The organism is Herbiconiux ginsengi (genome assembly GCF_900107435.1).
In the GTDB taxonomy this organism is placed as follows: Bacteria; Actinomycetota; Actinomycetes; order Actinomycetales; family Microbacteriaceae; genus Herbiconiux; species Herbiconiux ginsengi.
Map to the genome: position 1 here is coordinate 740,796 of NZ_FNPZ01000003.1, position 13,357 is coordinate 754,152.

At 70.3% G+C, this 13,357-nt stretch carries 11 protein-coding genes; 8 read left to right on the forward strand and 3 right to left on the reverse strand.

All coding sequences use genetic code 11. The features are described 5' to 3' along the window. Positions 1-179 precede the first annotated feature (179 nt). Both BLW00_RS16290 and BLW00_RS16295 read right to left on the reverse strand, forming a co-directional pair. Positions 180-791: a flavin reductase family protein gene (locus tag BLW00_RS16290; RefSeq protein WP_092555987.1), complete on the reverse strand. Its 612-nt coding sequence runs from the start codon at positions 789-791 to the stop codon at positions 180-182. A 106-nt stretch (positions 792-897) separates the two neighbouring features. Next, a complete protein-coding gene (locus tag BLW00_RS16295) occupies positions 898-3,315 on the reverse strand; it encodes a hypothetical protein (RefSeq protein WP_139256747.1) in 2,418 nt (805 codons plus the stop codon). Positions 3,316-3,479: 164 nt separating this feature from the next. Here BLW00_RS16295 and BLW00_RS16300 point away from each other — a divergent pair, with 164 nt between their 5' ends. The 8 genes from BLW00_RS16300 (at position 3,480) to BLW00_RS16335 (ending at position 12,054) form a co-directional block, all read left to right on the forward strand. Next, a complete protein-coding gene (locus BLW00_RS16300; RefSeq protein ID WP_092555991.1) occupies positions 3,480-4,172 on the forward strand; it encodes a TetR/AcrR family transcriptional regulator in 693 nt (230 codons plus the stop codon). Further along, a complete protein-coding gene (locus BLW00_RS16305; RefSeq protein WP_092555993.1) occupies positions 4,169-5,437 on the forward strand; it encodes an MFS transporter in 1,269 nt (422 codons plus the stop codon). The genes BLW00_RS16300 and BLW00_RS16305 overlap by 4 nt, the downstream gene beginning before the upstream one ends. Further along, positions 5,434-6,705, forward strand: coding sequence for an alanine racemase (locus BLW00_RS16310; RefSeq protein WP_092555995.1), 1,272 nt, complete (start codon positions 5,434-5,436; stop codon positions 6,703-6,705). Before BLW00_RS16305 ends, BLW00_RS16310 begins: the two co-directional genes overlap by 4 nt. Further along, positions 6,702-8,015 carry a D-arabinono-1,4-lactone oxidase gene (locus BLW00_RS16315; protein WP_092555997.1) on the forward strand — a complete coding sequence of 438 codons (1,314 nt, stop codon included), beginning with the start codon at positions 6,702-6,704 and terminating at the stop codon, positions 8,013-8,015. The genes BLW00_RS16310 and BLW00_RS16315 overlap by 4 nt, the downstream gene beginning before the upstream one ends. A 2-nt stretch (positions 8,016-8,017) precedes the next feature. Next, positions 8,018-9,460 (forward strand): GH1 family beta-glucosidase, encoded by a 1,443-nt coding sequence (locus BLW00_RS16320; protein ID WP_092555999.1) that lies wholly within the window; start codon positions 8,018-8,020, stop codon positions 9,458-9,460. A gap of 85 nt (positions 9,461-9,545) precedes the next feature. Continuing rightward, complete coding sequence (locus BLW00_RS16325; protein ID WP_092556001.1) at positions 9,546-10,112, forward strand: LemA family protein; 567 nt, start codon at positions 9,546-9,548, stop codon at positions 10,110-10,112. Positions 10,113-10,158: 46 nt separating this feature from the next. Continuing rightward, the gene (locus BLW00_RS16330; protein ID WP_092556003.1) at positions 10,159-11,031 is read left to right on the forward strand and encodes a M48 family metalloprotease; all 873 of its coding nucleotides are present in this window, start codon (positions 10,159-10,161) and stop codon (positions 11,029-11,031) included. A gap of 93 nt (positions 11,032-11,124) precedes the next feature. Continuing rightward, positions 11,125-12,054: a type IV toxin-antitoxin system AbiEi family antitoxin domain-containing protein gene (locus BLW00_RS16335; protein ID WP_092556005.1), complete on the forward strand. Its 930-nt coding sequence runs from the start codon at positions 11,125-11,127 to the stop codon at positions 12,052-12,054. A 65-nt stretch (positions 12,055-12,119) separates the two neighbouring features. On the opposite strand, the gene BLW00_RS16340 is transcribed toward BLW00_RS16335, so the two are convergent. Then, entirely contained in the window at positions 12,120-13,313 is a 1,194-nt protein-coding gene (locus BLW00_RS16340; RefSeq protein ID WP_092556007.1) for a winged helix-turn-helix domain-containing protein, read from the reverse strand. Positions 13,314-13,357 lie beyond the last annotated feature (44 nt).

Below are 13,357 nucleotides of genomic sequence, written 5' to 3' on the forward strand. Positions count from 1 at the left end.
GGCGGGCGCGGTGCGGTGTCCGTCGGAATCAGGATGGTTCCGCGAGCCCGCAGCGGCGGGTGGGTAGCCCGGAGACCGGAGCTCGAGGTCATCTCCAGAGGAACCGGAGGATGTTCCGTCCCAGTCTCGGCCGGATGGACTTAAATTGATCGCCCCAGTACGGGGGGTAGACAGCAGCCCTACTGGATCTTGGAGTGCTCGCCGAGGCGGTGCCAGGTGCGGTTGTGATAGACCAACGGCTCCGCTTCGGCGGCGTCGGCCGCCGGATCGCCGGCGGGAGGCGCCTTGGTCTGCAGGGCCTGGACGGCGACCACGGTCGAGCCGCCGGCCTCCATCTTGTTGACCACGCGGCCCCGGATCCACGCGTGCGCTGCGGGGAAGTAGGGCTCGCCGGTGGGCAGCCTGTCCCAGATGGCGGTGTCGGCGAACCGGTCGATGCCGCTGGTGGCGCCGAGTTTCGCGATGTCGAGCTGTGCCGCGCCGAGCAGGTGCACCACGACCGTGTCGGCCTTGCGGATGGTGGGCGTGCTCGAGGAGAGGTCGGAGATCGAGAACACCAGCAGCGGTGGCTCGACGCTCACCGAGAAGACCGAGGTGGCCGTCAGCGCCACCGGTCCGTCGCCCGCGTCGGCGGTGATGAGCGCCACCCCCGCGGGGTGGTTGCGGAAGGCGGCCTTGAACTCGTCGGGCGTCACACTGTCGGCGCTCGGATGCGTGACCAGGTTGTTCGCGTGCCTCCCGTGGGAGCGGGCGAACTGGTCACCGGCGGGGGAGGTCTGGGCGTTCGTCACCCTTCGATCCTAAATCGCGTTCGGGAGCGGGGTGTTTCCCGCGCGTAACAAGGCGCAACGGTCGCCGCGGTCAGACGGCGGCCGCGCGTGAGAGGCGGCGGCGGCGTCACGGAGCGTCGTCGGCCACGAACCGGGTCCACGCCCAGGCCGAGACGCTGACCGCGGCGAAGGCGAGCGCACCGACCAGCAGCACCACGAGCCGTCCCTCCTCTGCGGCGGCGGCGAGGGAGGGTACGAACAGCATCGCCAGAGCGCTGAACGAGGCGATCGCCAGCAGCAGCCAGGTCGCGGGCGACCAGGCCAGGAGCCGTCGCCCTGCCGAGCGGCCGATCGGCAGGAGCAGCAGGGAGGTCGCGCCGAACGACGCGAGCACGACCACGTGCAGGAATTCTGCGTAGCCGGCCATCAGGATGTCGGTCGACCCGGTCTGATCGCCGAGCGCCCCGGCGGCCAGCCAGGCCACCGCGCCGAGCACGCCGAGCGCGAGCACCTGAACCGTGGCGAGCCGTCCCCACGCGTCCGGAGCGGCGGGCCCGATCGCCTTCGACGCGGCCCCTGACCGGACCGCAGCGGGGGTGGGGTCGGTGGACCGTGACGGAGCGGAGTCGGGCGAGCCGGAGTCGGCGATCACCAATCCGGCCACGAGCCCGAACACGAGGCTCGGCTCGAGGTCGGCGAGCCGGGAGACGAGCGCGAGCCCGGCGGCCACGAGGAGGAGCCCCGGGCGCAGTCGCACGCTGCTCGAGATGCCGAACGCGAGCGAGGCGACCCGCGCCGGCACGACCGTGGCGATGAGGTTCACCAAGCCGAGGGCGGCGACCACCGCCACGAAGAGTCGCAGGTAGGCGGGTTGGTTCTCGACCGGGGCCGAGAGCGTCACGATCGCCGCGGCGGCGAGGACGGCGGCTCCGGCGGTGGCGATCGGGCTGATCCGCAATTCCGGTGCCCGGTCGTATTCGTGCCGCGAGCGGTTGCGGCCGAGCAGCGCGGCAAGCATCCGGCCGCCCAGCGGGGTGCGCCCCCTTTCGGCGCCGTCACGGGCCGCGACGGTCTCCATCGTGCCCGCGAGAAGCCGCGCCGGAAGGGCGACGAGGAGCAGGGCGAGGCCGCCGACGGCCAGCGCGATCCACCAGACCGGGCCGGCGCCCACCCCGACGGCGGGCTGGAGTGAGGCGGTGAAGCGGGTGGCGTCGCTCCACGAGCCGGAGGGAGGCACCACACCGGGGGCTGGCGTGCCGTCTTGCCCGGGCGCCGTCGGATCGCCTGAGCCGTTTCCCGGCGGGAAACCTGGGCTTCCCGAGCTGCCCGATCCGCCGCCCGAGGGGGCGGACGCATCCGGAGACCCGGGCTGGCCGCCCGACGTGGCCGGCGGGGTGGCGGACGAGCCGGTGCCGCCGGGTGTGCCCGGGGCGGTGGCGGTCGCATCCTGGAACACGAGCGTCAGGGGTCCGCTCTGCACGCTGACGTTGCCCGCGGGGTCTTGTTGGAGCACGGCGACCGGATAGCGGCCGGCCGGGACAGGGGCGGCCGAGCACGACCACGTGGTGCCCGACACGAGCACCTGGCAGAGCGAGTACGCACCGGCGAAGATCGACACGGTGGCGCCGTCTTCGCCCGATCCGCTGAAGAGCGCGCCCGAGGTGGGCAGCGCCTGACCGGAGCTGGGCGAGAGCAGCTGGGGTGCGGGGGGAACCGTGACGTCGACCTGGATGCCCAGCGGCTCGCTCGCCGGCGAGGAGGCGCCGTTCGACCACGGCGTGGTCTGACGGGCGGTGACCACGTAGTCGCCGTCGGTGATGCCGTCGGCGAGGGCGCACGACCAGGCGCCCGAGGCGTCGGCCGTGCCGCTGCAGGCGAAAGCGCCGGCCGTCGCGGTCACGGTCGCGCCGGGAACCGCGGAACCCTGCACGACGGCGTTGGTGAGCGTGCCGCGCGGGCCACCGGTCACCGTGGGAGCGTTGAGCACCCGGAGCGACACGGTGTCGTCGGGTGCACTGCCGCCGGCCGCCGGTTCGACCGCGCGCAGAGTGGTGGAGGAGGAACTGGGCAGACCGGTCGCGGTGCACGACCAGGCGCCGTCGGCGTCCGGGGTCACGACGCAGAGCGGTTCGGACGAACCGGCGACGAGGATCTGCAGGGAACCGCCCGGCGTGCCCGTGCCGGTGATCTCGACCGGCGAGGAGACGAGCGCGTCCTCGGCGGGGGAGAGGATGTCGGGCGCGACCGGCGTCGGAGGCGGGGTGGTCGCATCCGGGGGATCGGTGGGGTCGTTGCTCGGCAGCGGAGCCGACGGCGGCGGTGCCGGCTCCGACGGCACCGCCGAGGCCGTCGGAGCGGGGCTCGGAGTGGTTTCGGGGGCCGCGCTCGCCGCAGGTACTCCCGCGCCGAAACCGAGCCCTCCCGCCACCAGGAAGGCGGCGGCGAGAGTGGCCACGACCAGGTGCGGTACCCGATTGCGGGATCGCGATTCGCCGGCGTCGCGCAGTTGCGACGCCGTTCCACCCCATTCTTTTCGTGACGACACGTCTCCCTATTAAGTCCGACGCCGCCGCGGATCCCAAGAACACGATCGGGGTTTCGGATGAAATTCGGAGCCGGCCGTGTACAGAACGGCGTGTTTACGGCATACTGACGCAACTGGGACGATTGACCCAGTCGCTGGTTACGACGCGGTGAAGCAGGAGGCTCATGGCGCACATGCCGGTCACCGAGCGTCGCACCCGCCTGCTCTCCGCCGCCTTCGAGGTGATCGCCCGCTCCGGCGTGAGCGGCGCCACCACCCGCGCCATCGTCGACGAGGCCGACATGAAGCTCGCCAGCTTCCACTACGCCTTCGAGTCGCGCGAGGACCTGCTGGCGCAACTGGTCGACGTGGTGGTCGACACGCAGGAGGTGGTGCTCGGCATCCCCGCCGACACCGCCGGAGGGCTGCGCGAACTGCTCGAGCGGGGCCTGCTCAGCTACTTCGATCAGGTGCGCGCGAATCCCCTGCACGAGCGGGCGATGTTCGAGCTCACCCAGTACGCGCTGCGCACCCCGAGCATGGCGGGCGTCGCCGAGCGGCAATACGGGCGCTACCGGGCGCTCGCCGAGGCGTCGCTGCGCGAAGCGGCGGCGCGCACCGGATGCGCGTGGCAGACGCCCGTGCCCGAGTTGGCGGCCGACCTGGTCGCGCTCACCGACGGCATCACCCTGGCCTGGCTCGCCGACGGCGACGACGAGCGGGCCCACCGCACCATCGCCTTCGCCGCCCGGGCGCTCGCCGCCGAGGCCACCCCCGACCCCTCGCCGAGACCTCACTTTCCGCGCAACAAGCCTCTGCCTGGCGCGGACAGTGACGTCTCGGCGAACGAGCACGCCGAGACGATGGAGACGTCATGACCGCAGAACGCGAAGACACCGCGCCGAGCGCCCTCGCCGAACCGGTGCGCCGGGTCGGCGGCCTGTGGATCGGCCTGTTCGGCGCCGCCTGGCTCGGTATCTGGATGGCGCAGCTCACCCCGGTGCAGTTGCTCCTGCCGTTGCAGGTGGAAGAGCAGCTGGGTGCCGCGAGCTGGACCGAGAACGTCGTGGCCTTCGGCGTCATCTCGGCCATCGCGGGCGTCTTCGCGCTGATCGCCTTCCCGATCACGGGAGCGCTCTCCGACCGCACCACCTCACGTTTCGGCCGCCGCCGGCCGTGGATCGCCGGCGGCGCTCTGCTGTTCGCCGTCGCCCTCTTCGCGCTCGGCTTCCAGAGCGAGATGGTGGGCATCGGGGTCTGGTGGACCCTTGCGATCGTCGGCTTCTGCGTGCTCTCGGCAGCACTCACCGCGGCCATCTCCGATCAGGTCCCGGTCGGCCAGCGCGGCTTCGTGTCGAGCTGGATCTCGGCCCCGCAGGCCATCGGCCTCATCCTCGGCGTGCTGCTGGCCACCACCCTCTTCACCGGTCAGTTCCTCGGTTACAGCGCCGTGGCCGTCCTGCTGGTGGTGCTGGTGGCGCCGTTCTGCCTGTGGATGCCGGACGCCCGCCTGCGCCGCGCCGAGCGGCCCCCGTTCACCATGAAGGCGCTGATCGAGGGCATGTGGGTGAGCCCCACCGCGCATCCGGACTTCGGCTGGACACTGCTCAGCCGCATCCTCGTCAACATCGGCAACGCTCTCGGCACCACGCTGCTGCTCTACTTCCTGATGTTCGGCCTGAACGACGCGAACGCCGAAGACGACCTGCTCGTGCTGATCGTGATCTACACGATCTTCGTGGTGGTCGCCTCGATCGTGGCGGGCGCGCTCTCCGACCGGCTCGCCCGCCGCCGGGTGTTCGTGCTCGTGGCGTCGGTGCTGCAGGCGCTGGCCGCGCTGTTGCTCGCCTTCGTGCCCGAGTTGACCGTCACGATGGTGGCAGCCGCACTGCTCGGCCTGGGGTACGGATGCTTCCTCTCGGTCGATCAGGCGCTCGCCACCCAGGTGCTGCCCGACCCGGCATCCCGGGGCAAAGACCTCGGCATCATGAACATCGCCACCGCGGTGCCCCAGGCCATGGCCCCGCTGCTCGGCGCCGCGATCGTCTCGTGGCTCGGCGGATTCCCCGGCCTCTTCCTGCTCTCGGCCCTGTTCGGGTTCGCGGGTGCGTTCGCCGTCTCTCGCGTCAGGAGCGTTCGATGACCCTGCCCTCCCGCCTCGACCTGTCGCCGGCCGCCGTCGCCGACGCATCTGTCCGGCCCTGGCGCGACGAGCAGCGCTACTGGCGCGGCCTCACCGAGGCGACGGCCGACCGCGAGCCGCCCGTCGCCGTCATCGGCCTCGAAGCGCTGCGGCACAACGCGCGATCGATGCTGCAGCGCGCCGGTGGAACGCCGATCCGGGTGGCGAGCAAGTCGATCCGGGTGCGCGCGGTTCAGGATGCGGTGCTCGCGCTGCCGGGATATGCGGGCGTGCTCGCCTACACGCTCCCCGAGGCGCTCTGGCTGGCCGAGACGGTCGACGACGTGGTGGTGGGCTATCCGACGGTGGACCGCGCGGCGATCCGTGCCCTGGCCGCCGACGAACGGCTTGCGAGCCGGGTGACGTTGATGATCGACTCGGTCGCGCACCTCGACCTCATCGACGCTGCGGTCGGGCCCGGGGCTCGCCCGCGCATCCGGGTGGCCATCGAGCTGGATGCCTCGTACACCGCTCCCGGGCTCGGCCGCCTGGGCGTCTGGCGCTCGCCGATCGTCACGGTCGACGACGCCACGGCGCTCGCCCGTGAAGTGGTCGCCCGCCGCGGCTTCGCCCTGGTGGGCATGATGGCCTACGAATCGCAGATCGCCGGCGTGGGCAACCGGCCGACGGGCAACCTCGTGCAGGGCGCCGGCCGGGGGCGCGTGATCGACTGGATGCAGTCGCGCTCGGCAGCCGAGCTCGCCGAGCGGCGCGGTGCGGTGGTCGCCGCGGTGCGGCGGATCGCCGAGCTCGAATTCGTGAACGGCGGAGGCACGGGATCGCTGGAGTCGACCAGCGCCGACCCCTCGGTCACCGAGATCGCCGCGGGCAGCGGGCTCTTCGGCGGTCACCTCTTCGACACGTACTCCCGCTTCACGCCGGCGCCCGCTGCCGCGTTCGCGTTGCCGGTGGTGCGGAAGCCGCGGCGCGACATGGCGACGCTCCTCGGGGGCGGCTGGATCGCATCCGGACCCCCGGCGCCCGATCGGCTGCCCCAGGTGGTGTGGCCTCGGGCGACGCGGATGCAGGCCCGTGAGATGGCGGGGGAGGTGCAGACCCCCTTGTCGGGCCGGGGAGCCGCGGGGCTCGCGGTCGGCGACCGGGTGTGGCTGCGGCACACCAAGTCGGGCGAGCTCTCCGAGCACGTCAACGAATTCTGTGTGGTGGAGGGAACCCGGGTGGTCAACGTGGTGCCGAGCTACCGCGGCGAGGGGAAGGCGTTTCTGTGACGGCGCTGAACGGGGTGTGGCGCAACTGGGCGCGCACCGAATCGGTGAAGCCGGTGCGCATCGAACGGCCGGTGAGCATCCCGGCCGTGCAGCGGGCCGTACGGGGTGCCGCGCGCTCCGGGCTGCGCCTGAAAGCCGTGGGTGCGGGGCACAGCTTCACGGGCATCGCCGTGGCCACCGGGGTGCTGCTCGAGCTCGACGAGCTCAGCGGGATCGTCTCGGTCGACCGCGAACGCGGCCGGGTCACGCTGCTGGGCGGCACGCGCCTGTTCGACCTGCCCCGCCTGCTGCGACCGCACGGCCTGGCCATGGCGAACATGGGCGACATCGACCGGCAGTCGATCAGCGGTGCGATCTCCACCGGCACGCACGGCACGGGTGCGCAGTTCGGCGGCATCTCCACGCAGGTCACCGGGCTCACCCTGGTGACAGCCGATGGCGAGTTGCTGCGGATCGACGAGAGCGAGAACAGCGAGCTGCTGCCCGCCGCCGCCCTCGGGCTCGGCGCGCTCGGCATCGTCGTCGAGGTCACGCTGCAGTGCGTCCCAGCCTTCGTGCTCGAAGCCGTGGAGCGGCCGCTGCCGCTCGACGACGTGCTCACCGAGCTCGACGCGCACGTCGACGGCGCCGACCACTTCGAGTTCTATTGGTTCCCGGGCACGCGCACGGCGGTCACCAAGACGAACAACCGCGCCGACGCATCCGTCGCCCGGCGTCCGCTGCCGCGCGGACGGGCCTTCATGGACGACACCCTGATGGCGAACGGGATCTTCCGGGTCACCTGTGCGGCGGGAGCCGTGGTGCCCGCGATCGTGCCGGGTGTCAACGCGCTCGCCGACCGGCTCTGGTCGAACCGGGAGTTCTCCGACCACTCGCACAAGGTGTTCACCACCAAGCGAACGGTGCGATTCCGGGAGATGGAGTACGCGCTGGCGGCTGCCGAGGTGCCGACGGTGTTGCGGGCGATCGACGACCTCATCCAGGATCGCGGATGGCGGATCTCGTTCCCCGTGGAGGTACGCTTCGCGAAGGCCGACGAGCTCTGGCTCTCCACGGCGTCGGGGCGCGAGAGCGGCTACATCGCGGTGCACCGCTACTTCCGCGAGAACCACACCGAGTATTTCGAAGCCGTCGAGGAGATCATGAACGAGCATCAGGGTAGGCCGCACTGGGGCAAGCTGCACACCCAGGACGCGGCGTCGCTGGCCGCCCTCTATCCGCGGCACGGCGACTTCGTGGCCCTGCGCGACCGCCTCGATCCGGAGCGGATGTTCTCCAACGCCTATCTCGACCGCGTGCTGGGGGCCTGAGGATGGCTGCCGCAAGCCCCGAAGAGCGCCGCGAGTTCGCCCGTGACCTGGGTGCGCGGCTCCCGGCGGGGTTCGTGCTGGGCGCGGCGACGAGCGCCTTCCAGATCGAGGGTGCGACGCACGAGGGCGGCCGCGGCGAGTCGGTGTGGGATGCCTTCACCACGCAGCCCGGCCGCATCCTCGACGGCTCGACCGCCGACCGGGCCACCGATCATTTCCACCGCGTCGACGAGGACGCCGCGCTGCTCCACGACCTCGGCGTCGACTCCTACCGCTTCTCCTTCGCCTGGCCGCGACTGCAACCCGAAGGCAAGGGTTCGCTGCGTCAGGCCGGCGTCGACTTCTACGAGCGGCTGCTCGACCGGCTCGACGCCGCCGGGGTGTCCACCCTGGCCACGCTCTTCCACTGGGACACCCCGAACGAACTGCGCGGCGGCTGGTTCAACCGTGACACCGCGCAGCGCTTCGGCGACTTCGCTTTTCAGATGGGGGAGCGCTTCGGTGACCGGATCGGCTCCTGGGTCACCGTCAACGAGCCGGCCACGGTCACCCTCGACGGCTACGCGCTCGGGGTGCACGCACCCGGTGCGGCCCGGCTGTTCAACGCACTGCCGGCCGCGCACCACCAGCTCCTCGGCCACGGACTCGCCGTGCAGGCGCTCCGGGGCGCCGCCGTCAGCGGCCCAATCGGCATCGTCAACGTGCACTCGCCGGTGGTGCCGGCTTCCGGCTCCGACGCCGACGCGGCCTTCGCGTCGTTGTTCGACGTGCTGCACAACCGCATCTTCGCCGACCCGGTGCTGCTCGGGCACTACCCCGACGCGCCCGAGGGCTTCGAGGCGCTCTTCTCGGCGATCACCGAAGTCGACCCGGCCGACTTGCTCGTCATCTCCGAGAAACTCGACTTCTACGGGCTGAACTACTACATGCCCTCGAAGATCGCCGCCGGGTCGGGTGGATCATCGACACCCGACGGCGTCTCCTCGGCGATGGCCTCTCTGCCGTTCCATCTCGCTCCGTGGCCGGAGTTCCCGACGACGGGCTTCGGCTGGCCGATCGCACCCGAGTTCCTCGGCACCGCCCTCGACGAACTCGCCACGCGGTACGGATCGGCGCTGCCGCCGGTCTACATCACCGAGAACGGGGCGAGCTTCCCGGATGCGATCGACCTCGACCCCGAGAACGGCACGCCCCACGTGCACGACGGCGCCCGCATCGACTACCTGGCGGCGCACCTCGACGCGGCGCTGCAGGCCGTCACAGGCGGGGGAGCGGCATCCGGAATCGATCTGCGCGGCTACTACGTGTGGTCGCTGCTCGACAACTTCGAGTGGGCCGCGGGCTACACCCAGCGCTTCGGACTCGTGCATGTCGACTTCGAGGACTTCACCCGCACGCCCAAGGATTCCTACCACTGGCTCCGGCTGGTCGCCGAGTCGCGCTGAGCGCGGAGGCGGAGTTTGCCCCCGAAAGCTGTGAGCCCGCCTCGATCCCGCTGAATACGAGGGCTGCGCTCGTTATAGTGGTCGCATGGAATGGCTCATCCCGGTAATCATCGTCGTCGTGATCATTGCGATCATCGGCATCTACCTCTGGGCGACCTACAACTCGCTTGTCACGCTCAATGTGCGGGTCGACGAGGCCTGGAGCGACATCACCGTTCAGCTGAAGCGGCGCGCCGATCTGCTGCCCAACCTCATCGAGTCGGTGAAGGGCTACGCGGCGCACGAGAAGGCGGTGTTCGAGAACGTCACGAAGGCGCGGGCGGAGACGCTGTCCGCCCAGGGGCCGGCTGAGGCATCCGTCGCCGAGAACCACATGCAGACGGCCTTGAAGAGCATCTTCGCGGTGGCCGAGGCCTATCCGCAGTTGCAGGCGAGCCAGAACTTCCTCCAGTTGCAGGCCGAGATCGTCGACACCGAAGACAAGGTGCAGGCCTCGCGCCGGTTCTACAACGGCGGCGTGCGCGAGCTGAACACCAAGATCAAGGTCTTCCCCAACACCCTCTTCGCTCGCAACCTCGGCTTCACCGAGCGCGAGTTCTTCGAGGTCTCCGACGTCGCGGCCATCGCCGAGCCGCCGCGCGTGCAGTTCTAGCCGCGCGATCATCGAGACCCCGACCGTTTAGACCCAGAACGGCTCCATGTACAGCGCGATAGCCAAGAACAAACGCAACACCGTCATCATCATCGCCCTCTTCCTGCTGATCATCGCCGGGCTGGGATACCTCGCCAGCGTGATCTACGGCAACCTGTCGATCGTCATCATCACGGTGGTCGTGTCGCTGGGGTACGCCCTCATCCAGTACTTCGCGGCCAGCGGGCAGGCGCTCGCGATGAGCGGGGCGCGGGAGATCCAGAAGCGTGACAACCCGCGGCTCTGGCGGGTGGTGGAGAACCTGTCGATCACCACGGGCACGCCGATGCCGAAGGTCTACATCATCAACGACCCGGCACCGAACGCCTTCGCCACCGGCCGCGACCCGCAGCACGCCATCGTGGCCGCCACCACCGGACTGCTCGACATCATGGACGACGCGGAGCTCGAGGGCGTGATGGCCCACGAGATCGGCCACGTGCGCAACTACGACATCCGTGTCTCGATGATCGTGTTCGGGTTGGTGGTGGCTGTCGGCTTCATCGCCGACATGTTCCTGCGCATGGCGTTCTTCGGGCGCAACAATAACAACAACAACCCGATCGTGCTGGTCTTCGGCCTGGCCGCGATCATCGTCGCGCCGCTCGTGGCGACGGTCGTGCAGCTCGCTGTGTCCCGGCAGCGCGAATACCTGGCCGACGCCACCGGCGCCATCACCACGCGGCATCCGGACGCTCTGGCCAGCGCCCTCGAGAAGCTGGCCGCCTACGGACGCCCGTTGCAGCGCCAGTCGTCGTCGATGTCGCACATGTGGATCGCCGACCCGAACAAGCCCGGCATCATCGACAAGCTCTTCTCGACGCACCCCCCGATTCCCGACCGTGTGAAGCGCCTCCACGAGATGGGCGGCGCCTTCTAGCCGCCATAACGCAGGAAATGAAGAGGACCGGTGCCACATGGGCCCCCGGTCCTCTTCATTTTGTGCATTACGGCGTCCATCATAATAGTGAGCATGAATCAGGTTCGTCAGATGCTCGCGCGACTCGGGGGCGTGGGCTCACTAGCGCAGCTTTCGGCGGTCGGGATCCGGACCAGCGACGTGAAGAACGCCGTCGCGCGCGGAGACGTAGAGCGTGTGCGACGCGGGTGGGTCGCCCTCCCGGGTGCTCCCGAATCCGTGGTGCGTGCCGTGCGCGTGGGCGGTCGCGTCTCCTGTCTCTCCGTGCTGCGACATTCGGGTCTCTGGTGCGCGACGGATCACCGACTGCACGTCCGGGTGCCGGCCGACTCGACGCGTCTCTCCTCGCCGCATGACCGCCGCGTTCCGCTCGGTCGCCCCGAGCGTTTCGGCATCGTCGTCCACCGCTCGTACCGCGCCGACGGCCTCGACGAGCCCGATGGCCCGGTCGACTCCGTCGACTGGGCGCTGCTGCACTCCATCACGTGTCAGAGCAAGATGGACGCGATCGTGACCCTTGATTCGGCGCTGCACTCCGGGCGCATCTCCCGCACCGAACTGGAGTTCCTCTGCGCAGACTTGCCGGCGAAGTACCGTGCGTACCTTGCGCTCACCGACCCGAATGCCGCGTCGGGGCTGGAGACGAAGGCGCGGCTCGGCCTCCGCCGCTACAACATCGCCTCGCGCAGCCAGGTGAAGATCCGCGGGGTCGGCTACGTCGACCTGCTGGTCGGCGACCGGCTCGTCATCGAGACCGACGGTCGCGAGTGGCACACGAAGCCGGAGGCGTACGCGGAGGATCGTCGCCGCGACCTGGCCCTGGCAGAACTCGGATATCTGGTGGTGCGGCTCAGCTACGACCAGGTGATGGGGGAGTGGGATCGGGTCGTGACCGTGATCCGGGCCATCGTCGCCCGGGGTGAGCATCGCTGGTCGGCACGGCACCTGGGGGCTGGGTTCGGCACCGGTGCCGAACTAGGGTGACAAGACTGGATGCTCGCACCACCGGAGTGGAGACGTGCGCGCGCTCGCGGTCTGCGATCGGTGCGTCAGATCGCAGCCAACTCGGCGCGGAGTGCGTCTGCCAGGGTTCCGCGGGCCATGACCTCCACGTCGCCGGGAAGCCCCTGCCATCGGGCCGCGTCGCGGAGGAGCTGTGCGATACGGGGCACGTCGTCGGGCAGGAGACCCGGCTCCGCCCAGGCGGCCTGCACGCGGAGCACACCGGCTTGCCGGTCGCTCTTCAGGTCGACGCGGGCCGGGATGCGGTCGTCGATCAGCACCGGGAGCACGTAGTAGCCGAAGACCCGCTTCGGCTGCGGGGTGTAGATCTCGATGCGGTAGTGGAAGTCGAACAGGCGCAGCGCCCGATCCCGCTCCCAGACCACCGGGTCGAAGGGTGACAGGAGGGCAGCGGCCGAAAGACGTCGCGGCAGCCGGGCGTCGCGGTGCAGCCAGGCCTTACGGTTCCAGCCGTCGACCGTCACCGGCAGCAGCTCACCGCTCTCCACGAGCGAGTCGATGGCGGGCTGAGCATCCACCTGCTTCAGCCGGAAGTAGTCGGCCAGGTCTTTCGCCGTGCCGATACCGTGCGCGCGTGCCGAGATCGACACCAGCTCCCTCACGGCCTCGGTTCGCGGCACCGTGGTGTTCAGCACCGCAGGAGGCAGCACCTGCTCGGGCAGTGCGTAGGCACGCTCGAAGCGGATGCGCCCCGCCGACACGACGTCGCCCTGCCGGAACATCGTCTCGAGCCCGCGCTTCACGTCCGACCAGCCCCACCACGGCCCCTGCCGCTTGTTCGACTCGTGCTCGATGTCGCTCGCCCGCAACGGCCCCTTCGCCTCCAGCTCGGCCAGCAGCCACGCCATCGTCTCGGGATTGGAGGCTCCCCACGACTCCGGATGCGACGCGTAGTAGTCGCGGTAGTCGGCTTTGCGCCACTCCATCAGGGGCAGCGTCTCGATCGGGAGGAAGGATGCCTCGTGCGCCCAGTACTCCGTGACCCCGCGCCCGTAGGTGAGCTTGTCGAGCAGGGCCTTGTCGTAGCCGCCCAAGCGCGCGAAGACCGGCTGGTAGTGGCTTCGTTCGTACACGTTCACCGAATCGATCTGCAGCAATCCCAGCCGCCGCAGCAGGAGGCCGAACTGCCGGGTGCCCGGCTGTGCGACGCGGGGCGCACCGAACCCCTGCGCGGCCAGGGCGACGCGGCGCGCCAGTGCGGGTGAAATCGTCTCGACCATCGGATACGACCCTACCGACAGCGTCGGACATCCGGTCCCGACGC